We start from the raw sequence: 25,509 nt of genomic DNA on the forward strand, positions 1-25,509 counted from the left end.
CCTCGGCCTACGGGGCCTCGACGACGTTGCCGTCCTTGTCGAGCATGTGGGTGCGCCAGTACGTGTCCCACTTGTCGTCGACCTTCTTCGGCTCCTTGCCCTCGGGGTAGCGCGCCATCCCCTTCGGCGGCTCCTCGCCGTTCGTGACGCACGCGCTGCCCGTGTCGCCCACGGCCAGCACCGGGTACTCGCCGTCGCCGCAGATGTTCTCCTCGTACGCGAGGCCGGAGCACCCGGTCAGGGCCACCGCCGCCGCCACGCCCACGAGGGCGGCCACCACTCGTCCACGGCGTCCGCCGCGGGCCAGGCCGCTCCCCACGCCGCCGTCACCCTTGCCACCCCTGAGGCCCCTGCGCATGTCTCCCCCTGCTCCCGGTCTTCGGTCGTTCGCTGTGCCTCAACTGTCGCCGCGGAGGGCTCGCGCCTCCTGAGTACCGCTACTCATCACCGGGCGCGGGGTTACTCAACTCGCCCCAGGTGTCCGGACCTCAGTCGAACAGGGCGACCAGGCCGATCACCCAGATCGCGAGGAACGCGAGGACCGCCAGCAGGCACCCGATCCCGGCCAGGGCGCCTCCGACGCCACCGCTCCCGCTCTCCGCTTCCGTCTCGTCCGCGGAGGGCAGCGCGTCCCAGTCGACCGGACGCCCCAGCTCGTCGGAGCACCGCTTCCGGAGGGCGGCCAGTTGCTCGCGGGCGAAGGCCGTCGCGGCCCGGGACTCCGGCCCCCGCCAGGCCAGGGCCCGCATCCGCTCCACAGCGGTGCGGTGCCTCGCCTCGAACGCCGCGGTCTCGGCGGCGTCCCGGTCGTGCTCGAGGTACATCCACCGGCCCGCCTCGGCGGGCTCCCCGTACAGCCGGTACACCTCCGCCAGACGGCGACGGAGGGCCAGGTCGTCCGGGTAGGAGGACACCAGCCCGCGCAGTCGTTGGCGCGCGGCGGGGATCCGGCCGGCGGCCAGGTCCGCGTCGATCCGGGCGAGGGTGTCGTTCAGGGGCATGTGCGCATGGTGGAGCACCACGACCGGCGCCGTCGATCGATTTCCGACCGCCCCGGATTCCGGCCACCCCGGACCGGCCGGCCCCGCCGCGGCGGTCACGCGTGGGCCCGCTGTCGAGCCGCCTCGTCGCTCCGCCGCACCCGGTCCGCCACCCAGCCGATCAGGGCGGCGATCCACGGCGATCCACGACGGTCCAGGCGATCCATGACGGTCCGCCCGTGGCCTCGTAGGCTCTCGGGGCGTTGTACCGGTGGGCTGTCCGTGGCCACGCCCGGGCCATAGCCTTCCGAGTGGCCGACCTCCGAGGCGAAAGGTTGCCGTGACATGACGGATCTGGCGGACGCGACCGAATCGATGGACCAACTCCGCACCGCCTGGCGCGCCATGGTGCTGGACCGCACCCCCGACGCCGACGTGCGTGACCTCCCCGGGGTCGCCGTGCGGTGGGCCGACTGCCGATTCCCGTTCTGGAACGCCGTCACCCTCACCGAGGTCGGCGTGGACGCGGCGCTTCTCGACGAGCGCCTGCGGCAGGCGGCGGAGGTGATGCGGAGCAAGGAACAGCCCGGTTTCCTGTGGCTGTTCGAGGACCTGCTCGGGAACGACGCCCGGACGGAACTCCCCTCGGCGGCGGAGCGGGCGGGCCTGCGGTACGCGTTCCCCGGCACCGGCATGGCCGGAGACCTGCTGCCCCTCCCCGAGCCGAAGCACCCCGACCTCACCTTCCTCCGCGTCACCACCGACGGCCAGCTGAAGGCCTACGCGGACCTCAACTCCCGTGCGTACGGCTTCGATCCGGTCGCCGGCCGGGACGGCATCGCGGGCTCCGCACTGTGGAAGACCGAGGTTTTCGCCTACCTCGGTCTGCGTGACGGCGTGCCCGTGACCTGCGCGGCGACCGTCGAGGCGGACGGCCGGCTCTTCGTCGCCCTGGTGGCCACAGCTCCCGAGCACCAGCGCCGCGGCTACGGCGAGGCGGTCACCCGCATGGCCCTCCATGAGGGCGCCCGCGCCACCGGCCTCACCCGCGCGACCCTGCACGCGACCGAGGCCGGCGCACCGGTCTACCCGCGGATCGGCTTTCGGCCGAACTCCCCGATCCGGTTCTACGCCCTGCGGCCGTGACCCGGCCGGGTCCGGACCGATCCCTCCAGGTCCGTCCGGCACCCCTCAGGCGGAGTGACCGCCGTCCTCCTCCCTCAGGAAGACGGAAACAGTGTGCGGACGCGGTACGCCCTGTACGCGTACCCTCGTCCTCCACCGTCCCGCACGGGGAAGCCGGACCGTCTCGCTGTCCGGGTCCACCGGGTCGGCGACGCACACGGTCCCGGAGGTGAACTCCATTTCCGCGTCCAGGACTTCACGACCGTGCCCGGGCTCGGGATCCCCCCGCCACACCTCGACCCGGACCTCCCCGTCGGTGTCGGACCGCGTGGCCACATACGTCTTCCCGGGAGAGAAGATCACCTCCTCCTCCCCCGTCCCGGCCACCGGGTTGTCCGTGGTCCCGAAGTCCCGGATCGAGATGAGCCCGTACTGAGCTCTGAAGTGGTCGGCCCACAGAAGTCGTCTCATGGTTCTGGCTGCGGGCGTCACGCCTTGGTGAGGGTGAGGTCGGCGGCCTGTTCGCCGGTGCTGACGGTCACCGGGTAGTCCTGGTCGGGCGCCTTGGCCGTGGCCCTCACGGTGAGAGTGCCGGGCCGGAAGACCTGCCCGGTGTCGCGCGGCGTGACGGTGGCCGACCAGGGAACGGGACCTCCGGGCACGCAGTTGACGACGACGTTCTCGATCGAGCCGCCGATGGCCGCGTCCGTGGCGTGCTTCTGGTACTGGTGGACGGCGCCCATGACGGTGACCCGTGCCGGCTTGTCGCAGCTGATCGCACCGCCGACGGTGGCCTGGCCGGTCTTCGCGTCGACCGTGCCGGTGGAGTCGAGGGTCATGCCGAGTGTGAGCTCCACGGGCGGCGCGGGCATGACCGCGTGCACCTCGCCGCGCAGCGGCACCGTGGAGTCGCCGCAGTACTGCTCGAACGACGCGTCGAGCTCGCGCACGTAGCCGTAGGGGCCGAACGAGATGTGGTCGACGGTGAACGAACCGGTGCTGGTGCCGCACCAGCGGTCGGTCTCCGAGAACTCCAGCTGTGGATCGGTCGGTTCGGCGTAGGGCCAGCGCAAGGCGTTGGCGAAGGTGTCACCGTCGGCGAGCCTCCGGCCGTCGGGTGCGGCCATGGTCAGGGTCCAGCGTTCGCCCTCGGGCGTGTTGACCGTGATGGACACGCCATCGCCTCCGGTGTAGCCCTGTACGTCGAACATGTCGACCGTGTCAGCACTGAGGGCGTACGCCTGCCCGCCGCTGACCGGCTCGCCGGCCTCGCCGCTGAAGCTGAGCGTTCCTGACGCCGCCGGCCAAGCCTGCGCCGTCCCGGTCAGCGAGGGCGCGCTCACCGTCAGGAGTATGGCGGCGGTGCAGGTGGCAGCCGCGCGGGCCGTGACACGGCCCAACGGGTTGTTTCTCATCATGTCTCCTCCAAGGTCATGCCTCGGTTAATGTCAGGTACAGGACAATACGGTGACCGGGGCCGCGGATGATCTCTTCCGACGGCGCTCCAGGAACGTAACAGCGCGCTCCGACAAACGACTGCCGGTCCGACGGGCCGCTCCCGACCGGCCGATTCCGGCCGACCGCTTCCGGCCGGCCGATTCCGGCCGACACCGGAGTACGGTCCGACACCGACACCGACTCCGCGGTGCGGCTGACACCGTGGCACGCGGTGCCGCTGACGCCGCCGTGCGCGATCAGCCGTGGTCGTAGACGGTGACGTCGATGTCCCTGGCGCACAGGGCGGTGACGACGAGGGGCTCGACGCGCTCCCACCGGCCGCCCGCGAGGCCGCAGCCGATGCGGGGCATGTGCACGGACGCCTGGTGGGCGAGGGCGTGCCCGGCCAGCGCGTTCAGGCAGCGCTCGAGGGCGTCGTAGCGGATGGGCGGGCCCCCGCTGCCGGTCCTGATGCCCCGCTACCCGACCATGTTGGCGACCTGGACGTCAGGCTGGACGGGCACCAACTGCACCGCACCGAGGGCGAAGTCGTTGCCGGCCCGCTCCCGGTGCCAGCGGCGGTAGGCCCGCTCCGGCTCCGGCCAACGGCGGGAGACCGCCAGGACGAAGCCCTTGCCCCATCCGCCCAGGTCGTTGCAGACGTGCGCAATGATCTTCGGCCCCTTGGCCTGGGGGCTGGTCGCGTCGCCCGCGACGATGTTCAGCGGCTTCATCGCAGCATCCTCGCCCGGCCCGGTCACCGGGTCCACCGCCTTGTTCCGCCCGCCACGGCCGCGGGGGATCATGAGGCATGCACCCGGACGACTGGCACCTCACCGACGACGTCGACGCCTTCCTCGCCAAGGCCGGCGGCTTCCTCCGCTCCCGACCCGGCCGTCACGTCATGCAGCTGACCTGGGCCGAACGGATCCGCACCCGCGGAGCCGGAGCCGTGGCCGAGGCTTTCGGCACGGACGCCCCCTCCTTCGGAACCCTGGTCCGGGCGGGCGAGGTGTGCGGCACCTTCTACCGGCTGAGCGGCCTCGGCCTCTCCCCCCTCACCCCCGAGCAGGCCGACTCCCTCGCCGTCCGCCTGGCCGCTCCCGGCCACGTGCTCCCCCGCGTGAGCGCCGACCACGACACGGCCACCGCCTTCGCCGAGGCGTGGCAGCGGCACACCGGCGCGACGCCGAAGCTCCGCGCCACCCGGCTCAACCTGTACGGCCTGCACGCCCTCACCCCGCCTCGGCCGCACCCCGCCGGGCGGGCCCGCCTGCTGGGCGACAGCGGCGCCGACCTCGACGAAGCCGTGCGCTGGTGCGCCGATTTCGCCGGGGCCGTCGGCGAGGACGTGTCCGTCGACGCCGCCACCTGGCCGTCCACCCGTTACGCCGACAAGCGCTACACCCTCTGGGAGACCCCCGAGGGTGTCCCCGTCTCCGTCGCCGGCATGAACCCGCTGATCGGCGGCCAGATCCAGATCGACATCGTGTACACCCCCGCCCACCTGCGCGGACACGGTTACGCGGCCGCGGTGACCGCGGCGGTCACCCGCACCGCCCTGGCCGCCGGCGCGAGGGACGTCGTCCTGTTCGCGGACGCCGGAAACCCCACCAGCAACGCGCTGTACCAGCGCCTCGGGTACCGGGTGCTCACCGGGTGGTCGGTGTACGACTTCTCGTGAGGTCGGCGGCACCCGCGGGGTGACGCTCACACACGCCGTGCCGGGCGCCGCAGACCGCCCGGCTCACGCACTCGTGATCGTGGAGTGTGGGACCCACGACGCGCTAAGCCGGCGTGACGACCCGGAACCGCAGGCACACCAGCGGTGTGTCGTCCTGCACCGGCGTGCCGATGTCTTCCCAGAAGCGCCGGTGCCCGGCCCGCCATTCGTCCAGCGACCGGTCGCCCTCACCCTCCGCGGCGGCGTGCTCCCACGTGACGGCGCCGAAGGGAGCCTGCTCCACACCGGTGATCTCGATCGTGGCGACGTGGTCACCGTCGTTCCCGAGGAGCGACAGACGCTCACCCACGAACTCCAGACCCTCCGTCTCCTCCACGTACTCGGCCAGCAGCCCGGTGGTGGCGACCTTCCTGCCGGCCAGGACCAGGGCGTTGAGCCGCTCCCGCATCTCCCCGACCGTGCCGAGTTCCAAGGCCCGCATGCCGTTGCTCCGTGGCCACACGCTCCCACCACTCCCTTTCCACATCCACATGCCGTCATCCGCCACGGCCCCTGAACGTCCCGCACCGTGGTACCGGCGGGACAACTCTCCCACCGACGCGCCGGCAGCCTACCCAGCCGCACGAGACGGGCCGGGCCACGGCGGGCCTACTCGGCACCCTCGACGCCCTCGGTGTCCTCGGCGTCACCGGCGCCCTCGGCGTCACCGGCGCCCTCGGCGTCACCGGACGCGAGCAGGGCCAGCGCGTGCAGGCGCTCGAAGTACGCGCGGCTCGACGGATCGCTGATCTGCGGGATCACGACGTCCAGGTCCTCGACGCAGGCCCGCAGGATGCGGCCGAGCTTGAGGGTGAGGGCACCTTCGTCGCCGATCCAGGCCTCGACGCACATCGCGGTCTCCGCGTCGAGCATCACCATGTCGATGCCTTCCCGTTCGGCCCCTCGCAGGACGGCGGGGAAGTCGGCGTCGGCGTGTTCCTGTCGGAGCCGGGCCGCCTCACGCACCCGGCCGGACAACCCGGCCTCCCCGCCGGACTTCTCGTCGCGAACCCCGTCGCCCAGCGCCTCGCGGTCCCGCGCCTCCAGGTCCTGCGCCTCCTCGGCCCGCTCCGCGAGCTCCCGCGCCGCCCCGTCCCGCGACGCCCCGTCCCTCGCCTCCCCATCGCGCGCCGCCTCACCGCGCGGCTCCCCGTCGCGCGACTCGTCCTCACCCCGCAGTCGTTGTGCACGCTCGGCGAGGCCGCTGGAGAGCTTGCCCGTGACCGTCCGGGCCTTGCCGAACGTCTCGCTGCCGACGCGCAGGGCGACGTCGAAGCCCTCCCCGCCCACGGCCAGGGCCTTGTCGCGCACCTCCGCGACCGCCTCCACCCACCGTCGCGCCTGAAGCGATTCCTGACCGCCCTCGATCCCGAGCCGGCCCTGGAAGTCCACGACGGAGGTCGCGACCTGGTTGCTGGAGTGCACGACGGCCCATGACGTGGTCGGGTGCAGCAGGACCTTGGCGTTGGCCGTGCCGGCGGCCGCGTTCATGCGGCCCAGCAGATGCTCGGTGCAGCGGGCGATGTGGTCCAGCCGCTTCTGCCGGGCGGCCCGCAGCCCGAGCCGGTGCCGGTCGAGCTCCTCGGGAGACGCGTCGAGCACGCGGTCGAGCTCCAGCACCGAGGTCGCGTCGTGGAGCTGGCAGCTGCGGGCCAGGACGGCCAGCCACTCCCGCACCTTGGGCTCGATCTCCCTGGTCGCCTTCGCGAGCTCGCCGATCTTCGCCTTGTGCTCCACCTTCTGCGCCAGCCCGTCCAGCTGCCGCAACGCGTACGCCTGCGTCGTCGCCACGGTCGTCGACGTCGCCTGCACCTTCGACCAGGTGACCTCGGAGACCCGGCCCACGGCCTCGCGGACGGTCATGGCCTCCTCGATGACGAAGTCCGCGCCGATCATGCCCGCCAGCGCGGCGTCCTTCTGGGCCCGCAGCACGTCGTCGACCTTCTCGTCGATGGCCGCGAGGTAGTCGGTGATCTCGTCCATGGCCTGCTGCCGCGCGACCTGCGCCATGATCCCCGCGGCGCCGGACAGCAGGGCCGGGTTGCCCAGCAGCGTGCCGGGGCCCCGCACGAACTCGACGAACCCCCTGATCTGGCCCTTGTCCCCCTTCAGGACCCCCGTCGCGAGCCCCGACTTCGAACTGGTCCGCAGCCCGTACTTCTGGATCGCCTCCGCCGACTGCTTGGTCAGCTTCACCCAGCGGCCCGAGTTGGCGGCGAGCTCGGAGGCCATCTGCGCGGCCTCGGAGGCGGCGAGCAGGGCCGGCCCCAGCCGCTGCAGTCCCAGGTCCCTGGACGGCAGGCTCTCGGAGACGAGGAAGCGCTCGACAGCCGTCGGATCGCCGATGACGGCCAGGCCGTCGTCGTCCTGGATCAGCTGAAGCTCGCTCTTCATCGTGAACTCCTGGGTACGGGCGGGAAGTCCCCGGACGACGGGGAAGGACCCTCACGGGCATCGACGTGCCGACGCTACCTTCGGCCGTCCTGACCTGACCATGACTCAGGGAAGAGAGCGGCCCGGCCCCGCCGTCACGGCATAATCCGCGCATGGTCCTCACTCCGCGGCAGCTGGCCCTGGCCACCCTGGAGCGTCAGTTCCTGCTGGAACGCCGGCGTCTCGACGTGGCGGAGGCGGTCCGCCGGGTGTGCGCGCTGCAGGCGCAGGAGCCGGCCTCCCCCTACCTTGCCCTGTGGAACCGGGTGCGGGACTTCGCACCCGAGGACCTCGACGCGGCGTTCGCCGAGGGCCGGGTCGTGAAGGCGTCGCTCATGCGGATCACCCTGCACGCCGTCCACGCCGAGGACTACGCGTACCACCACGCCGCCATGCTGAGCACCCTGCGCGCATCGCGGCTCTACGACCGCCGCTTCGGCGCCACCGGGCTGTCCCCCGACGAGGTGGACGCCTTGTTCCCGGAGCTCGCCGCGTTCCTGGCGCAGCCGCGCACCGGCGTCGAGGTGCGGGACGAGCTGGCCGGCCGGTTCGGCGAGCACGCGGACCGGGTGTGGTGGGCGCTGCGCACGTACGGCACCGTGCACCACGCACCTACCGGCGGCCCTTGGTCGTTCACCCGGCGCAACGCCTACCGCGCCGCCGCCCCCACCGCCTCACGCACGGGCAAAGGCACGGACACGGGCGTGGATCCGGGCGTGGATCCGGGCGAGGGCGTGCGACGGCTGCTGCTCTCCTACCTGGGCGCGTTCGGACCCGCCACCGCCCAGGACTTCGCCCGGTTCACGCTGCTCACCAGCCCGGTGATCAGGCAGGCCCTGCACGAACTCGACGCGGAGGGCCGGGTGGTGCGCGTGGCGGGTCCCGGTCGCGACCCGCTCTTCGACCTGCCGGACGCCACCGTGCCCGCCGAGGACACCCCGGCCCCGCCGCGGCTGCTGCCGATGTGGGACAGCACCCTGCTGGCGCACGCCGGTCCCGGCCGGCTGATGCCCGTGGAGTACCGGCCGCTGGTCGTACGGCGCAACGGCGACGTGCTGCCCTGCCTGCTCGTCGACGGGCAGGTCGCCGGCGTGTGGCGGGCCCGCGAGGGCGCGCTGGAGCTCACGGCGTTCCGCGCGCTCGACACGGCCGCGTGGGAGGGCCTGTCGGAGGAGGCCGAGGCGCTGCTGAGCCTCCTCTCCACCCGCGAGCCGGAGGTGTACCGCCGCTACGGGCACTGGTGGGACAAGGGGCTGCCCCCCGGCGCCGAGACACGGACGGTCAGTGCCTGACCGTCCGACCGCCCCGGAGCGCAGGCGCCCGCCCCCGCGCCTTACCGCCCGCGCGAACCAGCAACCCGACGCCCCGGATAGGGTCTCCGTCACCATGATCACAACACAGCTTCCACGGAACCGAGTTGGGCTCCGCCTCTCCCTCGGCCATGATCTGCGAGGCAGCTGCCGATGAGCACCTCCCGCCGGATCACGCCCCGCCGCCTCGGAGTCGCCGCCGCCGTGTACGGAGTGTTCGTCGCGGGCTGGTACCTGGGGCAGCCCGTCTCCCCCGAGTGCCAGGTCGACGAGGCCGCCCGCGATCGGCTGGCCGAGGAGTACGCGCAGCCCGAGCCGTCCCCCACCCTCCCCCCGGCGGAGATGGCTCCCCCTTCGGCGCACGACCCGTCCTCGGCCACCGACTCGTCGGTGGTGGCGATCAGCATCTCTACCTACGTCCTCCCCTGCACCAATGACATGACCGAACTCCCCCGCCTCGAGAAGTGGGTGACGGGGGGCACGTGGTGAAGGGAGATCGACCCGTGTCGTGGGACACTCCGCTGCAGCCCGCCTGGAACACCGCGCGGGGCCTGCGTGCCGCCACCGCCCTGTACGCCGTGTTCCTGGCCGGGTGGTGGCTGGGCAAGCCGGTGCTGTCCGACGCCTGCTTCGAGGACCCGCCCGCGGCCGGGGCCGGCAGCCGTCCCGCGTCGATGGAACCAGCCGCACCCGGACGGTACTTCGGGAACGTCGACCTGGACTTCGGGCTCCTCGACCTGCTCGACGGTCTGGACGGTTCTGTCGACGGCGCGTACGGCCCCAGCGACTGGGCGTACGGACCGCGGGTCGGGGAGGCCGCATCCGGTGCCGACCACGACATCTGCCCGCACAGGAAGCGGGCCCGGCTGGTCGCGTGGGTCAACGGCGACTGGCGCTGACCTCACGAAGAGGCCCCACGCGGCCAGGTCCGGGCTACGGGCGGCGGCCCAGCAGATGGACGTCGAGGTAACCGCGCTCGCTGCCCGGGTCGTTGACCAGCCGGGCCTGGTCGACCAGCCCGGCCCCGGTCAGCAGCCCGGCGAACCGGTCCACCGGCCAGCTCCACGCGGGCGTCACCTTGTGGTCGAAGCGGACCGGCTCCGGCCCGTCGCCCCCGGCCGCGAGCGGGGACCAGGACCCGGTGCCCGTCCCGGTCCCGAGTCCGAAGAAGGAGACGAGCAGCAGGCCCCCGGGTGCCAGGACCCGCACCTGTTCGGCGAGCACCGCGGGCAGTTCCTCGGGCGGCGTGTGGATCATCGAGTAGTGGGCCAGCACACCCCCGAGGGCGCCGTCCTCGACCGGCAGGGCCTCCATCCGCGCCTCCTCGAACCGAAGTTCGGGGTGCGCCCGCCGGGCGTGCGCGACCATCCCGGGGGAGAGGTCGATCCCGAAGGCGTCCAGCCCCAGCTCGTGCAGCATGGCCGTCAGGTGTCCGGGGCCGCAGCCCACGTCGGCCGTGCGGAGGTTTCCGGTGCCGCGCACCAGCTCGGCGAAGGTCGCGATCATGTTCCGCGCGAACGGCTGCGTCTCCAGCCGGTCGGCGAACAGCGACGCGTACAACTCGACGACCCCGTCGTAGGCCGCCCTCGTCTCGTCCTGGTGCTTCGTCCGCTCCGTCATGGGGAGGGAAGCTAACAGCCGCCACCGACACGGTGCACGGAGCCCTTCACGCCGCCGGCTCCAGCAGGACGGCCGGCAACGCGCCGCTCACGATCCTCTCCTCGGGCAGCGAGAGCCCGAAGAACTCCCCCACGACACCCAGCGCGACCCGGTACACCTCCCGGCCTTCCCGCTCCTGGTCCGGGAGGCCGGCGGCAGCCAGCCGTCGCTCCAGGCGGGCGGCCGTCCCTGGATCGCCGTCGATCCCGTCGTACCCCCACGACGCGTCCAGGTGCATGTTGAACACACTCACCGCCCGCCCGTCGCGCAGGTACGCGAAGTGCGGCGGCACGGGCTTGCCGTTCATCTCCTCGTACTCCAGGACGCAGACGTCCGTGCCGTCCTCCGACACGGAGGTCAGCGGACCGAACTCGCTCGGCCACCCGCCGTACGCGACGGCGTACGACCACTCGCCGGTGCGGCCGAGACGCAGGCCGATGCCGTCGTAGTGGTCGCCGTACCTCTCCTCGATGAGATCCAGCAACGAGGCCCCGGTGTGCTTCCCCACCGGCACGACGACGTGCTCCGAGCGATACAGGAGGGCCGTCGAGAGGCGTGCGGTCAGCTCGTCCAGGGAGAGCCCACGGGCCAGCACCACGTAGTGGCCCGCGTAGGCGACGCATCCGGGTTCGGCGAGCCACGTCAATCCGTCAGTCATGCGGGCCATCCTGTCGGCCGGCGCCGACAGCGCGGTCGCCCAACCGTCCTGCGCTGCCTCTGCCGCTGCCGCGCAGGTCAGTTCGCCACCCCGGCCGCGCCCGCCGCCCGCAGCAGGGCCGCCGTCTCCTCGTCGGCCGGGAAGAACGTCTCGACGGCGATCTCGTCCAGCGTCACGTCCCGCGGCGAGCCGAAGACGGTGACCGTGTACAGCAGCGAGAGGTCACCGTGCGCGGACGCCAGCCGCAGCGGCGTGACCAGGTCGCACTCCGGCCCCGCCTCCGCGTGGGCGGGCCCGGACTCCGCCCCCGCGGGCGCCGGGTAGCCCTCGAGCTCCGCGAGCAGCTCCGCCAGCGCGGGATCCGCCGTCCGCTGCAGCTGGCGGCGCACCCTGCGCAGCACGTGTCCCCGCCACTGGTCCAGGTTCCGGATCCGGCGCGCCAGGCCGTCGGGGTGCAGCGTGGCCCTCAGCACGTTGAACGGGGCCCGGGCCGGCTCTCCCGTGATGTCGCCGAGGAACGAGCGGGCCGCCGGGTTCGCGGCCAGCAGCTCCCAGCGGGCGTTGACGGCGAGGGCCGGGTTCGGCGCGTGCCCGGCCAGCACCGCTTCCACGGCGGTACGCGCCGCGCCCAGGTCGGCGAGTGGGCGCTCGGGGTGCACGGGGGCGAACCCGGCGGCCAGGTAGAACGCGTTGCGTTCCCGCAGCGGGACGTCCAGCTCGTCGCACAGCCGCCGGATCATCTCCCGGCTCGGGTTCGCCCGGCCGGTCTCGAGGCAGCTGAGGTGCCGGGTGGACAGCTCGGCGGCCAGCGACACGTCCATCTGCGAACGCCGGCGACGCTCACGCCACCGTCGCAGCAGCACGCCGACCGGCTCACTGTGGATCGTCGTCGTCATGGGCCCAGCCTGCGGCGCGACGGGGGGTGTGGCAATGACCTCGGAGGTCATCGACATGCCGCGCGGCGGGTCGCAGAGTCGAAAGCAGGAACCGGGCCGACGTGAACCACTCCGCCGACGTGAAGGACTCGGCCGACGTGAAGAACTCGGCGGAAGCGCACGGCTCGGCCCACACGACCGAACGACGCGGACGCGCCGGCCAACCGGCTCGCCCCGTCGACCGACCCACCGGAAGGAACGATCCGCCATGACCGACACGACGACCGCGCAGTCCACCCCCGCCGCCTCCCCCACGCCCCGCGTCGACGCCACCCCGGAGGGCGCCGCCCGGCTGGACCCCTACCTGCGCTTCTGGAACGCCGCCACCTCGGGCGAGGCGGACCGGCTCGCACAGCAGGTGTTCACCTCCGGCGTCGAGTACCGCGCGCACATCGGCGTCCTCCAGGGGGCGCAGGCGCTGCTGGACTTCCGGGAGCAGTTCCTCTCCCACATGGGCGACATCGCGCTGCGGATGCGCGAGCAGCCCCAGCTCCATCACGACAGCGCCCGCCTCGAGTGGGAGCTCCTCACCGGGGGCGCGGGCGACGCCGGTACGTCCTTCGCCACGGGCACGGACGTGATCCGCTTCGAGGAGGACGGCCGGATCAGCACCGTCACCGTGTTCCTCGACCGGGCCCCCGAGGGGTTCGGCACGGCGGCGCACGACTGAACACCTCCCTCGCTCCGTCCCCTCCCTCCCCTCGGCCCGCCTCGGTCCGCCTCAGCGACAATGCGAGACGGGTCGTAGGAGAGGCGGACAGGGTCCCGGATTTGATTAGTGACGTGTAGTGATCGTAAGGTGACGGTGTGTCGCTTCGTGGGGTGAAGGCCCTGTCTCTGGTATCGCTCGCTGCCTCCGGGCGGGGCCGGGCGGCTGCCGGGTGAGCCGGAAACTGCCGCTGGCCGAGGGCGAGTCGGCGCGCACGGCGTGCGCACCCGCCGTGCTGCGGGGCGGGGTCGACGAGCGCACCGGGGAGGTCCTCTCGTCGCGGGTGCTGGCGGAGCGGGTGGGCTGGTGCGCGGACCTGGTCGCGGGAATGCAGCGGATGCTGCTGGCCGAGCATTTCAACGCCGCGGACGTCCGCCTGCTGGCCTCGGGGGCCGACATGGCCGGGGAGGCATTGCCGTCGAAGGCGTGGATGGCGCTGCGCAGGCTGGGCTGGACGGTGTCGGTGCCGGAGGGGGTGCGGGTCAACGACCGGATCGTGCGGATGGCGCAGGAACAGGCAGGCCGCCTCCTGCGCTCCGTGGCCTGGCGTGTTGACCTGACCGACGCGGTGCTGAAGACCTGGCCCGTCAACCCGCACCAGCGCACCCCGCAGGAATGGGACGCGGTCCGGGCGACCGTGGAGGGCGGGGAGCACCTTCCCGCGAGCGTGATCCGCGCCCGCACCCGCCAGATCGCCGCCTTCCTCACAGCCCACGGCCGGCTGCCGAACGACCTGTTCGAGGTGGAGGGTGTTCCGAAGGTGGCGCGGATGCTGACGCTGGCGGCGGTGGACCGGCAGCAGGCCACCCTCGAGCGCCTCGCCCACGCCCCCACCCGGGCGGTGCTGCGCGTGCAACTGCCCACCCGCCCCGACCCGCGCAGTCACGGGGACTGGGCCTGGGTGACGTGCCCCATCAGCCTGCCGCCGACGGTGCCGGCGAACGCGGTCCTGCACCTGCCCACCCTGCGCCCCACCGGCACCGACGGCACCGACGGCAGCAACGGCAGCAACGGCAGCAACGGCAGCAACGGCAGCAACGGCAGCAACGGCAGCAACGGCAGCAACGGCAGCAACGGCAGCAACGGCAGAAGGGTGCGGGCGGATGTCGCCTACACCCATGCCGTTCCCCGGCGCGCCCGGACCGGTCACACGGTGGCCCTCGGGGTCGACTGGGGCCTGAACACCCTGCTGTCCGCCGGAGCCGTCCGCCTCCACGAGGACGGCACGATGACCGCCCTCGGATCCGGCGGCCAGTTCCGGGCGGCCGGGGTGATGGCGAAACAGCACCGGCTGCGCCGCCACGGCGAACACCTCCACGCGAAGACCAGCCACCTCCAGCGCGTCCTCGACGGCCGCACCGCCAATCGCCCGGCCGACCGCGTGAACGTGAAGCGGGGGGTGCTGGCCGAGGAGTCCCGTCGTGTCGCCGCCCGGCGCAGCAACATGAACGAGGCGTTGGCGTGGTCGGCGGCCCGGTGGGCGGTCGACCAGGCGATCGCCGCCCGCGCCGGCGTGATCTATCTCGAGGATCTGCGGTCGATGGAGGCCAAGGGCATGGGGCGCACCGTGAACACGCGGCTGTCGCAGCAGGTCCGCGGCCGGATCGCCGAACGCATGCGTCACCTCGCCGCCGAGGCCGGGATCGCCGTCGTCACCGTTCCCGCCCGTGACACTTCCCGTCTCTGCCCTCAGTGTCTGACCCCGCTCCGGCACCGCAAGGCCCCCGACAAGCCCACCACTGCGGGCTGGAAATGGGCCCTGTGCCCCAACGGTTCCTGCGGCTGGCAGGGGGACCGGGACCACGGCGCGTGGCGGCGCATCGCCGCCCGGGGCCTGGCCCACCAGTCGAAGACCGTCACCGACCGCACCACCGGCCACACCGTCATCCGCACCGTTGTCGACCGTCACGAACAACGCGCCGTCGTCACCCCCACCACCGGGACGACGGCCGCTTCTGATGCCTGCCGCAGGGACCGGTCCAAGACCGGACCCACCCGGCACCACACCACTTCACGCCCCGCGCCCAGGCGACGCGGGGCACCCTCCCCGGCACCCTCCCCCACCGGTGGTGCCGGTCAGCGTCCGGAGGGACACGCTCCAACGGACCAGCAGGTGCTGCCCCGCGCAGCACACCGCAGGCACCAGGACGTGAACACGATCAGCACACCCCCCATCCGCCGACACCGGCCACGAGGAGCAGCACTGGGCGCGGGATTCCACCTCCACGCCCACGCCAGCCCACCACGATGGGAAACGATCCCGGAAACAACCTCCGACACAGGATCCCTAAGCTGATCTGAGACGCTCGATGAACAGTGATCTGCGGCGTGCGGTCGTCGTGACGCTCGGCGAACTCGGGCGGAGCGGCGACTGGCGCGACCGGGCGGACGCCGGGCACGGCCTGGCAGGGTTCGCCGAGATGCCGGAGGCCGTCGAGCCGCTGCTGGACCTGCTGCTCCACGGCGACACCTTCGCCACCCAGCGCACCGCGGAGGCCCTGCTCCGGCGCATCGACAGGGCCGGTCTGGTGATCGTCGCGTCCGCGATGGCGGTCGTCGACGACGACCACGTCGATCACCTCCACGCCGCTGTCTTCCACGTCTTCAGCATCTTCGAGCGGGACCTGGACGAGGCGCTCCGGATCTGCGGGGAGCTGAAGGGCGATGCCGACCCCCGCGTCGCCCGGGGAGTCCGTCTGCTGCACGCGACGCTGGCCGAGATCGACCCCGTCCTTCGCCCCGTGCCGCCGGACTCGACGCCCTCGTGAGGGCCGTCCCCCCGACGGCAGAGGCCGAGCACGACCTCGGCTCGGTCCCACGGCGGGTGTCGCAGGCGTCCCTCGGTAAAGACTCGGATCCCTTCCCCCTCCCGTTGGGAAAAGACGCTGGAGAACGGGGGCGAGCCGGTCCTAGCGTGACCGCATGAGCGATCACCAGGACGCCGCCGTCACCCCCGTCGAAGCCTTCGAACCCCCCTACTACGCAGCCGTCTTCACCTCGGTCCGCACCACCGACGAGGACGGCTACGGCGAGACCAGCGCACGTATGGAGGAGCTGGTGAAGGAGGTCCCCGGCTTCCTCGGCATGGACCACGCGAAGACCCCCGGCGGGCTGAGCATCACCGTCGGGTACTTCCGCGACGCCGACGCCCTCACCCAGTGGCGCTCCCACGCCGAGCACCGCTCGGCGCAGGAGCGTGGGCGCGCCCAGTGGTACGAGAACTACACGCTGCACGTCGCGAAGGTGGAGCGGAGCCACGCGTTCACGCGGACCGAGACCTCCCGGGCGCCGTCAGCCGGCTGAGTCGTCCCGGGTCCCGCGACGGAGGGCCCACAGCCGGTCGTCCGGCGTGGACGTCGTCCGCCAGCGGGCCCGCAGGACGCCGTCGTCGTCGGGCATGACGGCGGTCATCAGCGGCATCCGCTCGTCGACAACGATGGACACCACCGCGGCCGCCCGCGCCCGGGACATCTCTGCGACGAGCTGCGGGAAGGACTCCTCGTCGACGAACGCGCTGCGGAGGCGACCGGCGTCGTCCTGCCAGACCCCTTCGGCGTAATCGTCGGCCGACAGCCCTTTCAGCACCGACGTGACGTCGGTCGACAGCGGCGGCCACACCTCCACGCGGGCGCGCGATGCCAGCCCGGCGCGGACCGTGGCGAGGCTGTCCGGAGTGAGCCGGTGCCATCGGGTTGCGTTGTCGGCGTACGTCTCCTCCAGCACCCCGGCCTCACCGGCGCGCACGGCACGGTGAACGCAGGCCCAGAACTCGTCGTCCCCGGGCCGCTGGACGCCCTCTTCGTCGTCCTCGAAGGCGTAGGGCGAGGAGTTCAGCGGCTCGGGGAAGAGACCGAGCTCGCGCGTCCGCGCCACGGCCTTCGCGCACGGCACGTTGCTGCTGACGTAGAGGTACTGGTCCCAGCCCACGTGCACGGCGAAAACGTCGTCGACCTCCAGCCTGCACCAGGCGCCGTTGTCCCGGAGCATGGCCCGCACCAGTTCCAGACCGGTGTCGAGCGACACCTCGACGCCGTCGTGGAAGTCCTCCAGCCCGGACGGGAAGAGTCCGTCCAGTCCGTAGCCCTCCACCACCGGTTCGAGGCCGAAGTGCACGTAGGACGCGACCTGCGGCTCGCGCACGACGAGCCGCCCGACGCCGGTGTCCTCGGCGAACGCGGCGACCGCCCGGAGGTACGCCGCCTCCACCTCGCCGTGGTCGCGGTCCGTGTCCTCCGGGCCCTCGTAGCTCCCGTGCTCGTCACGGTCGGCGGGGTCGTACTTCGTGACGCGGTAGACGTAGGTCGGCATGCGCACATCCTTCAGTGAGCCCACAACGGCTGCCTAGTTAGGTGAGCACCCATCGCGGCGTGTGTCCGGGGCCGGACGGGCAGGTGAAGACGTGCAGGTCACGGTCCCGGCCGAAGCGGAGCCGGGTGGGTTGGGCCACGGACCGACCGCCCCGGATCGAGGCGATGCCGTGCAGGTCCGGGTCACGGTCCTCCAGCGGCACCCAGCTGTGCGAGCCGGCGTCCATCTCGCCGCTGTCGGCGGTCAGCAGCAGCCGCATCGGGGCCGCGCAGGACGCACAGTCGATGGTCATCGGGCCCGTCGACGCCCAACTGGGGTAGCCACCGACCCGCCAACCGGGCGGGATCGACAGGTCGTCCTGGTAGCTGAGGGCCTCGGAGCCGAGTGCCTCCGCCTGGGCGTCGTCCCACGCGTCGATGCGTGCGATCAGCGGGGCGGGCAGGGTGTCGTCCTCCGCCCAGGGGTAGGTGTCCACCTCCTCGGGGTGCAGGACACACGGCTCGGGGAGCTCGTCATGCCACCGCAGCTGAGGCACCTCGGGCGGCGCGGCGAAGAAGCGCTCCGCGCTCTCGGCCTCCGCGGCCCGCCGCCACCGGAGCCGGTAGCGCCGCTCCAGGTAGGGGCCGTGGGTGAACGGACACCGGAAGAGCTGCACCAGGTCGGCGCCGCCGGGACCGGACCCCAGGCCCGGGATGTCCCGGCGGAACAACTGGGCCAGTCCCACGAAGGGCACCGGCCCGTCCGCCCCCGGCGCTCCGGCACCACGCCACGGCCGACTCTGCGGCCACGCTCCCGCGGCCCGCGCGGCGCGGATCTCGCCCGGGGCGTACCCCTCGGTCTCGGGCTGGTGAGGATCGTGGCAGACCGGCCACGGTTCGGCATCCGGCCACAGCATCGGTCCACCGACATGGCTCTCGCGCATGCCGGGCCGCCCCGGCCTCGGATGCAGCCGTGTCGTCCGACCGCGGTAGGCGGCCAGCTCGGGGAACACGGCCTCCACGGACACAGGCCTGGCCGGCGTCGTCCTCGTCATGCGCAGACGGTACGCGGCCGGGTGAAAACCAGGCGAGCGGATTGGCGCGGACCGGTCCAGCCGTGACAGCGGTGCATGGCGCGCGCCTGCCTACGTCAGGCAGAGGGGCGCGTGCCTCGCACTCGCACCTGATGGAGGCACGCGCCCCTGCCCCGGATAACAGATGCTCTCGAGACCGAGGTACGAAGCCACCCGTAGGAGTCCCGGTCCCCCGTCAAGCCCTTCAGGAGTAGCTGGGCCGCGCCGGGAGCCGCACGCGCGTCACGCGGGATCCAACACCGGCCGCTCAGGCAATCCGCCGTTGTTCTCGCACCGCAGTTCCTTCGCCATGGCCAGCGAGACGGAATGGGCCACGGTCGCATAGGCGTCCTTCAACGCCTCGACGTCGCCTTCCGGCTCCACCGGCATACCCCCGCGCTCCACACTGAGGAAGATGTGCGCCTCTGCCTCCGCGGTGCCGAACCTGTTGCTTCGGCATTCGAACTGGACGTATGCCTTGTCCGCCGCGGCCCCGGCCCTCTCACCCATTTTCAGCGGCGTGTACTTTGCGGCCGGCCTGCCCGTCGGGGGACCGTCGACCAAACTCCAGGTGACTCTGAGCTCGAAGTCCGGCGCGTCAGCGGCCGTGTAGATGCGGCAGACGTCTTCCCGTATGACGGAGGACGGCCACGCCTCGGCAAGGAGCGCGGCCGCCTGCTCGACGCTGTACTCCTCACCCGACGCCTCGAACCGCGACGACCCAGTGATCACCTTCAGCGCCCTGGACGCCTCGGCAGACATGGCATCACCACCGCAGAGCTCCGTCCCCGCCACTGCCTGATCGGGCACGTCCTCGCCATCGCCCCCCACCCCTTCACAACCGATGCCGCCCAGCAACAACAAGCCTGTCATGACTGCGGCAGAGAGAGCACTGGATACCGACCTGCGCCTGATCACTGTTCGCACCACTTCGTCTCCTCAGCCGTCCATCAGTGTCAGCCGGTCTCCGGGGCGTTGCCCTGCTGATCCTCCCGGTCATTGCCAGTCCCATAGCCGGTCAGCATCGACCCGTACAACTCCTCCCCCAAGTCACTGTCAAGGGCTATACCTTGCCGCGCCGCAAACTGTTCCAAAGGCGCCTCTGCCATGCTCTCACCGGCGCTGTACACCTTCTTTTTCTCCAAGTGGGTGAGGTCTTCCATCTTCTCCGCGTGTTCATCCACCGAACTGCCGGAGACGTCACCGATCACCTGGCCTATGACCTGCTCGACAGCGCCACTGGCGGTATCGGTCGCCAGCGGGATGAGCACCGCGGCCGTTCCCGCGGCCGCTGCCGCGGGGAGGAACGCGACCCCCGCCGCAACACCCGCCCCGGCCCCGAACGCGACCCAGCCCGCCCGCTTCTCGACCGCGTCCTGGTACTCCTTGTGTGTCTTCAGGTTCGTCGCCTCCACCTGGTCGGCCCGGGACTGGTCGAGCATGCCCTGCACCTCGGCCCCCACGCGCACGGCCGCCCTGGCAGCGCCCTCATGGATCCTGCCGTCCGGGCTCACTGTCCCTTCCAGCACGCTGCGGGTGTAGACCTGCTCCGCGGCCGACACCGTCGCGTAGGCGTCCGGGTGTTGGCCAAGAGTGCTGAGGAAGCCGCGAACGATACTCCGCCCGTCCTTTTCCCCGTCCTCAGACTGCGCGAAGTAGAGATGCCCGTCCGGGTTCCGCCCCGGCGCGAACACGCTTTGCGAATCGTTCTTTTGCAAGGCCCAGTTGATGTCGTCGATATAGCCCGCCCCCATGACCCCCAGGCTGTCGGCCAACGCCTCGTGATGTTCCTTGAGCAGAGCTGGGTCCGCACTGTACTTCTCCATCACCTTCCGCATCACCGCGGCGTTGTCCGCGTCCCGTACCACACTGTCGTCAGGGTGTCCGGCCGGGTAGCCCAGGGTCGCTGCCTCCAGGGCGTGGCCGAGGGCGTCGGGCATGTGGTCGGCGGACGCCTTGCGCTCCTTTTCGTCGCCGGAGTTGACGTCGGCGAAGGACTCCCACTCCTCGTCGCTGAAGAAGTCGAGGTAGTTCCGGATCGCGTCGCCGTCCTTGTTCTCACCGAGATCGACCTGCGCGTCGCGGTTGACCGACCCGTCCTCGTTGTACGCGGTCGGGGGGTCGGTGAAGAACTTCTTCGCCGCTTCCGGGCTGTTGCCGAGCGCTTCCAGCATGGCGATGGTCGGGTCGTATCCCGCCCCGTTCACGCCGGAGGGGTTGAACGGATTTTTGAACGGGCCGTTGTGCTGCCTGTTGGCGGCGAACAGGTCGGGGTTCTTCTGGTGCAACTGCGCGACATGCTCAGCGATCGGGTTGAGAAACTTCGCGTCGTAGTTCCCGTACCGCATGATCCCGCCGAGCAGCTGATAGCCGAACGGCCCGCCGTAGTCGTTCTTCGTCAGCGGAATGCGCTCCGTACCGAGCTTGCGCAGTTCCGGCCCCCACTTCTCGGTGAAGTCCTTGTCGTGGGAGGCGGTGGCCAGGTTGAGGCCCAGGTTTCTCTGGAGCTCCTGGACGTCCTTGAGCCGTTGTGCGTCGAGCTTGCCGCTCGGCTCATACGTGTCCGTGGAGAGCTGGCCGAAGAAGGCGAGCGCCTTCTCGGGGCCGAGCTTCTCGTAGAAGTCCTTGGCGAACTCTTCCGACTTGGCGTTGTCCTTCAGAAGTTCGTTGAGCGCCTGCAGTTCCGCATGGGTGAGGTCCCGGCCCTTGGCTGCCAGGGCAGCGGCGCGCGCGGCCTCCTCCTGGTCCAGCTTCGTGTAGGTCGGTGCGCCGAAGTCCTTGCGTTCGGTGACGTTGGCCTGAAGGGCGTTCTTCAGGGCGAGGTCGGTGTCGTTGCAGTTGTCGACGATGAGGTCGATCCGCTTCTGCCACGACTCCAGGTTCTGCCTCTCCTCCCGCAGCAGGTCGTCGTAGTCGGCTTCGCGCCGCGCCGCGTGATTCTTGGAGATCGGCTTCAGCGCGGAGACCTTGCCGCTCGTGCTCACGTGGACTCCCGCCGCGGGTGCCTCCTGGTCCCGGATGTGGATCAGATCGGCCTTGGCCTTCTTGATGGCCGCGCAACCGTCCTCCAGGATCAGCTTCACCCCCTTGGCCTCGGCCGCGGCGTCCTTCAACTCCTTGGCCGTCTTGCCGATGAACGCCTTGGTGACGCCCGCGTTGACGCCTTCCCAGGACGCCTTGTCCGCCTTGGCCTTCATCCCGTCAGCGGCGTCGGTGGCGAGCTCGTCCAGCTTCTTGGCCATCTCCGACCAGTCGTCGACGGCCGCCGTCAGCTTCCCCACCGGCGCGTCGACGATGTCCTCGTACTTCAACATGGCGCACGCTCCCCCGAGCCCTACTTCATGTACTTCGTCAGCACGGACACACGCGTCAGGTCCCCCTCGACCTTCGCCTCGTCCTTCGCGCTCTGTGCCTTGCTGAAATCGAGGTGGTTCGAGATCTGCGCACAGGAATCGAGCAGCGTCTTCAGGTGGGAGTCCCAGAGATCCCGCACCTTCAGCAGGGCCGGCCCGCTCTCGAAGTTCCCGCTGGACAGTGCCGTCGCGGCGTCCGACGTGGAGGTGCGGGCGAGGTCGCCCACCTTCCCCAGCCGGCCCAGCAGGTCGTACGCGTCATTGCCGATGGCGCCGAGATCGTCCCGGTTGACGACCAGGTCGTCCCCACCGCCACCACCGCCGCCCCCGTCAGTGGTGGCCGGAATGCCGTTCAGCCGCATCCCCGCCCGCTCGGCCGCGGCCGCGCGTAATCCTGCCCATTCCTGCTCGAACGCCATGAATTCCCCCGAATTCATTCGGGCGACCGCTCCACCGTGTGCACGCGGCCACCGACTCGAGAACTCGAACACCCGTTGCAGGCATCATCGCCCTCGCTCGGGAGCGTCGACAGCGGGATTGACCGAAGCCGTCCGAGGGCGTCCGAAAGCCAGTGGCTCGGGGTTCACGAATCGCAGAGTGTGAGAAACGCGGTGGCCCACGTCAGGCCCTGTCCGTCGACGCGGCCAGCGGCACAAGCGGCGGGACCCACACATGGCGATGACCGGCCGACGATGGCCTGAACCAGCCGCTTTGTCTCAACTGGACAGGTCCGACGTCCGTGGGGCTCGGTCACCTTCTCACCCCCGCGCTCCCCTCACCCCTCTCCCAGCCCCTCCCCCCGCGGCTGGGCCGGCAGCCGGCCTCCCCCGCTTCCGGCGCCCCCAGCACCACCGGCATCACCGGCGCCCCCGGCACCACCGGTTCCGCCGACACCTCCCGAGCCGCCTCCGTCGCCCCGCCCGCCGTCCGGGCCGCCCGGCGTGCGCTTGCGATGGCCGGGGCCGCCGCTGAGGAGGGCGCGGACCCGGTCGGCGAACCCGGGTTCCGGGACCGGCAGGTCGAACGCGGGGTACCGCGCATGACCAGGGGCGATCGCGTCCGGGACGTACTCGAGCAGCGCCTCGATCACCTCGCCCCGGTCCCGGTCCCGCTCCCCGTTCCGGGGCCTGAGCCCGGCGAGGATTTCGAGCAGTTCGGGGAAGTTGAGGTCGAAGGCGAGGCGGACGTCCCGGGGGCGGCCGCCGAGACCGTTCCACCGGTCGACCCGGCTGCGGTCGAGCCACCACTTCGCCAGGTCCCCCTCCCCGTCCTTGCGGTGCTGGAGGTGGAGGCAGTACGGCGACAGTTCGTCCTCGGCCCCCGCCGCGTACTGCCACCAGGCGCGGGCGCCGTCCTCGTCGTCGGCCAGCTGCAGGATGCAGCCGACCAGCCGGGCGCCGACGGGTTCCGGGAGCCGGTCGGTGAGGAAGGAGCGGAGTTCGGTGTACGCGTAGCGGGCGAGCAACATCTCGCAGAGCGCGACGAGTTGTCCGCCGGCGCGCCGCTCGGCCGCGTCCCGCTGCGGGTCGCGCAGCGGATCACGGACCCGGGGCACGCCCGGACCTCCGCCCGTCGGCACGATGTCGGGCGGCATGGCGCCCCCGTCCGGTATCCACGCTCCGGCGAGCAACTGCTGGACTCGGCTCATGTCGTCATTCCTCCCGTGGGGGTCCTGAAGTGGGGGACCTGTTCCAGTTGCTGCAGGGCTTGCTGGCCCCACAGGCCGACCATGCCGAGGTCGGTACCGAGCACTGCGGACGTCTTCAGGGCGCTGCGCCGCAACACGCAGCGCAGGATCAGCACGTCGGCGTGGCGGGGGGCGAGGCCGCATATCGCGCGGAAGAGGTCCGTCTGCTCCGTCAGCCGGACGAACTCGTCCCGGACGCCCGCCGGTTCGTTCAGGCCCGGCAGGCCGGGCGGGACGTCGGCATCGCGGTGATGGCCCGCATGGGCCGGGGTGGACCCGTTGGGCAGGCCGGGGAGCTCGGCGAGGCCCGGCACCTCGGGAAGGTCGGGGATGTCCGGCAGGCCGCCGGGCCGGCTGAGGATCCCGGGCAGCTCGGCGAGACCGGGCAGCCCCGCCACGCCCGGCAGACCCCGCCCGCCCTCGGCGCCCGGAGCATCCTCCGCGTCCATGGCGTCCGGCACGCCCAGCACGCCGAACACGCCCGGCAGGCCCGGCACGTCCGCCAGACCCGGCACGGGAGACAGGTCGTCGCGCCGCCACCGCACGGACAGCGTCCGGGACGCGGCCACGCCGTGTGCCGTCGAGAGATCGGCCCAGGCCATGACCCGCTCCCTCAGCACCGCCCACACGTTGCCGACGGCGCTGGCGCCCGCGAACACCACCTGGATGCGCGCCCACACCACGGTCAGCGCCTGGTCGACGACCCGGTCGGCGACGTCCGGCTGCAGAAAGACGCGCGCGTAGGCGCGGTACGTCCCACCGTGCACATGGTGCAGCGCTTCCAGGCTCTTGGGCAGCGGGGCGCGCCAGTCGCCGTTCGCGCCGTCGTTGCCCTTGATCCACTTGTCCGTCTTGCGCGCCTCCCGGGCGCCGGCGTGCCACAGGCGGCACAGCGGCGCGATCGGCAGGCCCATGGCGATGGCGACGCACCGGGTGATCTCCCAGCGCGGGTACTTGCCGCGGTAGCCCGTGAGCAGCTCGGAGATCTTGCCCTGGACGAAGTTGCTCTCGTCGCCGAGCTGGCGGACGGTGCGGCCGTCCCTGTGGTAGCCGTCGCGCAGAATGGTCACCAGGAGCCGGTGGGTGCCGGTGACCCGGGCATCGATCTCACTCAGCTTGCGGCCTCGCCTGCGCCCTCGCGCGGGCTCGCCGGTCTCCGGTACGGGCAGGTTCGTCAACTGGACCGCTCCTTGTTCGGCTCGGGCTCCGCGCCCGGCTCCGGCCCCCCGGACTCTCCCGCCCCTTCCTGCATGCGCCGGGCGGAGTCACCCTGCGTGTCGCCCCGCGCGTCACCCTGCGTGTTGCGCCGCGCTCCCGCGAGCTGCAGGAGGGCGGGCAGTGCCACGGGCACCACCGCGGCCGCCACGGCTTCGTGGCCCAGCAGGACCATCACCGTGCTCCACACGATCGTCGCCACCAGCACCACGTACGGCCAGACTTGCCTTGCGGACATTCGCTCACATCCGAAATCGTGCAAACTGATGAAACCGCCCCTTGAGCCGAACAGGTACTCGGCGGTGACGGATAGTCAGCATGGGACGTGAACAGAAGATCACGCAATGTGATCATGCGGTTCGGGGAACATTGCGCCCGCGTACGCACGGGTTCGGCGGCCGATGCCGGGATCCACCGGGCGTACGCCTCCGTGACGACAGGGCCGCACCGGTCAGGTGACCCCTCCGGTCGGCCCGTCTCCCCTCCGGAAGGCCCCTCCCGTGCGCAGACGACATGCCGTCGGCGGGGCAGCCGTGTCCCTGGCGACGGCCACCGTGTCCGCCCTCGCGTCGACCGGCCTCGCCGCCACGTCCGCCCAGGCGTTACGGGCCACCGAGGTGCTGCGAGACCTCGAGCAGTCGGATCCTCGGTGGGGTGCAGGTGAGCCGTGAAGGGGGCACCGGCTACTTCAAGGTCTCGGCCCAGTGCGCGGACGTCGACCAGGAGCCGCCCAGCGTCCGGGTCCTGGACGGTGGCCGAGGACGGACCTGACCGACACCGTGTATCGCCCGCCCTCGGCCGCCCGCCGCCCGCCCGCCACGCTCGTCTCGGACGGCGGCCACCACGTCACCGCAATCCCCACGGACCACACGAAGTGACCCGCGGCGCCGCAGCAGGGACCGCTCCGCGGCGGCACCCTGCCGTCC

The 25,509-nt window shown here is 71.8% G+C and carries 26 protein-coding genes and 1 pseudogene; 9 read left to right on the forward strand and 18 right to left on the reverse strand.

Annotated elements, in window-relative coordinates; all coding sequences use genetic code 11:
• Positions 1–7 precede the first annotated feature (7 nt).
• Both ACFRAV_RS02545 and ACFRAV_RS02550 read right to left on the reverse strand, forming a co-directional pair.
• The gene (locus ACFRAV_RS02545; RefSeq protein ID WP_382550808.1) at positions 8–277 is read right to left on the reverse strand and encodes an SCO0607 family lipoprotein; all 270 of its coding nucleotides are present in this window, start codon (positions 275–277) and stop codon (positions 8–10) included.
• 211 nt (positions 278–488) lie between these two features.
• Entirely contained in the window at positions 489–1,001 is a 513-nt protein-coding gene (locus ACFRAV_RS02550) for a DUF6584 family protein (protein ID WP_382550810.1), read from the reverse strand.
• A gap of 324 nt (positions 1,002–1,325) precedes the next feature.
• On the opposite strand from ACFRAV_RS02550, the gene ACFRAV_RS02555 reads away from it, so the two are divergent.
• Positions 1,326–2,126, forward strand: coding sequence for a GNAT family N-acetyltransferase (locus ACFRAV_RS02555; RefSeq protein ID WP_382550813.1), 801 nt, complete (start codon positions 1,326–1,328; stop codon positions 2,124–2,126).
• Between the two features lie 45 nt (positions 2,127–2,171).
• On the opposite strand, the gene ACFRAV_RS02560 is transcribed toward ACFRAV_RS02555, so the two are convergent.
• The 3 genes and pseudogenes from ACFRAV_RS02560 to ACFRAV_RS02570 all read right to left on the reverse strand — a co-directional run bounded on the left by ACFRAV_RS02560 (position 2,172) and on the right by ACFRAV_RS02570 (position 4,276).
• The gene (locus ACFRAV_RS02560; RefSeq protein WP_382550815.1) at positions 2,172–2,576 is read right to left on the reverse strand and encodes a hypothetical protein; all 405 of its coding nucleotides are present in this window, start codon (positions 2,574–2,576) and stop codon (positions 2,172–2,174) included.
• A gap of 17 nt (positions 2,577–2,593) precedes the next feature.
• On the reverse strand, positions 2,594–3,448 hold the full coding sequence (locus ACFRAV_RS02565; RefSeq protein WP_382550818.1) for a hypothetical protein: 855 nt from the start codon (positions 3,446–3,448) through the stop codon (positions 2,594–2,596).
• A gap of 351 nt (positions 3,449–3,799) precedes the next feature.
• A pseudogene (locus tag ACFRAV_RS02570) lies at positions 3,800–4,276 on the reverse strand (macro domain-containing protein).
• A 77-nt stretch (positions 4,277–4,353) separates the two neighbouring features.
• On the opposite strand from ACFRAV_RS02570, the gene ACFRAV_RS02575 reads away from it, so the two are divergent.
• Positions 4,354–5,226 (forward strand): GNAT family N-acetyltransferase, encoded by an 873-nt coding sequence (locus tag ACFRAV_RS02575; RefSeq protein WP_382550821.1) that lies wholly within the window; start codon positions 4,354–4,356, stop codon positions 5,224–5,226.
• Positions 5,227–5,329: 103 nt separating this feature from the next.
• Here ACFRAV_RS02575 and ACFRAV_RS02580 read toward each other — a convergent pair whose 3' ends face one another.
• Positions 5,330–5,707, reverse strand: a complete 378-nt coding sequence (locus tag ACFRAV_RS02580) for an ASCH domain-containing protein (RefSeq protein ID WP_382550823.1) — start codon at positions 5,705–5,707, stop codon at positions 5,330–5,332.
• A gap of 167 nt (positions 5,708–5,874) precedes the next feature.
• Positions 5,875–7,659, reverse strand: a complete 1,785-nt coding sequence (locus ACFRAV_RS02585; RefSeq protein WP_382550826.1) for a hypothetical protein — start codon at positions 7,657–7,659, stop codon at positions 5,875–5,877.
• Positions 7,660–7,811: 152 nt separating this feature from the next.
• Here ACFRAV_RS02585 and ACFRAV_RS02590 point away from each other — a divergent pair, with 152 nt between their 5' ends.
• The 3 genes from ACFRAV_RS02590 (at position 7,812) to ACFRAV_RS02600 (ending at position 9,907) form a co-directional block, all read left to right on the forward strand.
• On the forward strand, positions 7,812–8,990 hold the full coding sequence (locus ACFRAV_RS02590; protein WP_382550829.1) for a winged helix DNA-binding domain-containing protein: 1,179 nt from the start codon (positions 7,812–7,814) through the stop codon (positions 8,988–8,990).
• A gap of 171 nt (positions 8,991–9,161) precedes the next feature.
• On the forward strand, positions 9,162–9,497 hold the full coding sequence (locus ACFRAV_RS02595; RefSeq protein WP_382550831.1) for a hypothetical protein: 336 nt from the start codon (positions 9,162–9,164) through the stop codon (positions 9,495–9,497).
• Between the two features lie 14 nt (positions 9,498–9,511).
• Positions 9,512–9,907, forward strand: a complete 396-nt coding sequence (locus tag ACFRAV_RS02600; protein WP_382550834.1) for a hypothetical protein — start codon at positions 9,512–9,514, stop codon at positions 9,905–9,907.
• 34 nt (positions 9,908–9,941) lie between these two features.
• Here ACFRAV_RS02600 and ACFRAV_RS02605 read toward each other — a convergent pair whose 3' ends face one another.
• The 3 genes from ACFRAV_RS02605 to ACFRAV_RS02615 form a co-directional block, all read right to left on the reverse strand.
• On the reverse strand, positions 9,942–10,628 hold the full coding sequence (locus ACFRAV_RS02605; RefSeq protein ID WP_382550836.1) for a class I SAM-dependent methyltransferase: 687 nt from the start codon (positions 10,626–10,628) through the stop codon (positions 9,942–9,944).
• A 46-nt stretch (positions 10,629–10,674) separates the two neighbouring features.
• On the reverse strand, positions 10,675–11,325 hold the full coding sequence (locus tag ACFRAV_RS02610) for a hypothetical protein (protein WP_382550838.1): 651 nt from the start codon (positions 11,323–11,325) through the stop codon (positions 10,675–10,677).
• A gap of 77 nt (positions 11,326–11,402) precedes the next feature.
• The gene (locus ACFRAV_RS02615; RefSeq protein ID WP_382550841.1) at positions 11,403–12,221 is read right to left on the reverse strand and encodes a helix-turn-helix domain-containing protein; all 819 of its coding nucleotides are present in this window, start codon (positions 12,219–12,221) and stop codon (positions 11,403–11,405) included.
• Positions 12,222–12,468: 247 nt separating this feature from the next.
• On the opposite strand from ACFRAV_RS02615, the gene ACFRAV_RS02620 reads away from it, so the two are divergent.
• The 4 genes from ACFRAV_RS02620 to ACFRAV_RS02635 all read left to right on the forward strand — a co-directional run bounded on the left by ACFRAV_RS02620 (position 12,469) and on the right by ACFRAV_RS02635 (position 16,272).
• The gene (locus ACFRAV_RS02620; RefSeq protein ID WP_382550843.1) at positions 12,469–12,930 is read left to right on the forward strand and encodes a nuclear transport factor 2 family protein; all 462 of its coding nucleotides are present in this window, start codon (positions 12,469–12,471) and stop codon (positions 12,928–12,930) included.
• A gap of 211 nt (positions 12,931–13,141) precedes the next feature.
• Positions 13,142–15,265 carry a zinc ribbon domain-containing protein gene (locus ACFRAV_RS02625; protein ID WP_382550845.1) on the forward strand — a complete coding sequence of 708 codons (2,124 nt, stop codon included), beginning with the start codon at positions 13,142–13,144 and terminating at the stop codon, positions 15,263–15,265.
• Positions 15,266–15,278: 13 nt separating this feature from the next.
• On the forward strand, positions 15,279–15,737 hold the full coding sequence (locus ACFRAV_RS02630) for a hypothetical protein (RefSeq protein ID WP_382550847.1): 459 nt from the start codon (positions 15,279–15,281) through the stop codon (positions 15,735–15,737).
• A 154-nt stretch (positions 15,738–15,891) separates the two neighbouring features.
• Positions 15,892–16,272, forward strand: coding sequence for an antibiotic biosynthesis monooxygenase family protein (locus ACFRAV_RS02635; protein ID WP_382550849.1), 381 nt, complete (start codon positions 15,892–15,894; stop codon positions 16,270–16,272).
• On the opposite strand, the gene ACFRAV_RS02640 is transcribed toward ACFRAV_RS02635, so the two are convergent.
• From ACFRAV_RS02640 to ACFRAV_RS02675, 8 genes are all read right to left on the reverse strand, one after another.
• Entirely contained in the window at positions 16,261–17,277 is a 1,017-nt protein-coding gene (locus ACFRAV_RS02640; protein ID WP_382550851.1) for an RNA-binding protein, read from the reverse strand. The genes ACFRAV_RS02635 and ACFRAV_RS02640 overlap by 12 nt on opposite strands.
• A 37-nt stretch (positions 17,278–17,314) precedes the next feature.
• The gene (locus ACFRAV_RS02645) at positions 17,315–18,310 is read right to left on the reverse strand and encodes a hypothetical protein (protein WP_382550854.1); all 996 of its coding nucleotides are present in this window, start codon (positions 18,308–18,310) and stop codon (positions 17,315–17,317) included.
• Between the two features lie 261 nt (positions 18,311–18,571).
• Complete coding sequence (locus ACFRAV_RS02650; protein WP_382550857.1) at positions 18,572–19,201, reverse strand: hypothetical protein; 630 nt, start codon at positions 19,199–19,201, stop codon at positions 18,572–18,574.
• An 83-nt stretch (positions 19,202–19,284) separates the two neighbouring features.
• A complete protein-coding gene (locus ACFRAV_RS02655; RefSeq protein ID WP_382550859.1) occupies positions 19,285–21,642 on the reverse strand; it encodes a hypothetical protein in 2,358 nt (785 codons plus the stop codon).
• Between the two features lie 20 nt (positions 21,643–21,662).
• Positions 21,663–22,100: a hypothetical protein gene (locus tag ACFRAV_RS02660; RefSeq protein WP_382550861.1), complete on the reverse strand. Its 438-nt coding sequence runs from the start codon at positions 22,098–22,100 to the stop codon at positions 21,663–21,665.
• Positions 22,101–22,456: 356 nt separating this feature from the next.
• Positions 22,457–23,329: a hypothetical protein gene (locus ACFRAV_RS02665; RefSeq protein ID WP_382550864.1), complete on the reverse strand. Its 873-nt coding sequence runs from the start codon at positions 23,327–23,329 to the stop codon at positions 22,457–22,459.
• Positions 23,326–24,546 carry a hypothetical protein gene (locus ACFRAV_RS02670; protein WP_382550866.1) on the reverse strand — a complete coding sequence of 407 codons (1,221 nt, stop codon included), beginning with the start codon at positions 24,544–24,546 and terminating at the stop codon, positions 23,326–23,328. Before ACFRAV_RS02670 ends, ACFRAV_RS02665 begins: the two co-directional genes overlap by 4 nt.
• The gene (locus ACFRAV_RS02675) at positions 24,543–24,821 is read right to left on the reverse strand and encodes a hypothetical protein (RefSeq protein WP_382550868.1); all 279 of its coding nucleotides are present in this window, start codon (positions 24,819–24,821) and stop codon (positions 24,543–24,545) included. The genes ACFRAV_RS02670 and ACFRAV_RS02675 overlap by 4 nt, the downstream gene beginning before the upstream one ends.
• Positions 24,822–25,509: the final 688 nt, after the last annotated feature.

Origin of the sequence: Streptomyces sp. NPDC056600 (assembly GCF_042792855.1) — a bacterium.
GTDB lineage: Bacteria > Actinomycetota > Actinomycetes > Streptomycetales > Streptomycetaceae > Streptomyces.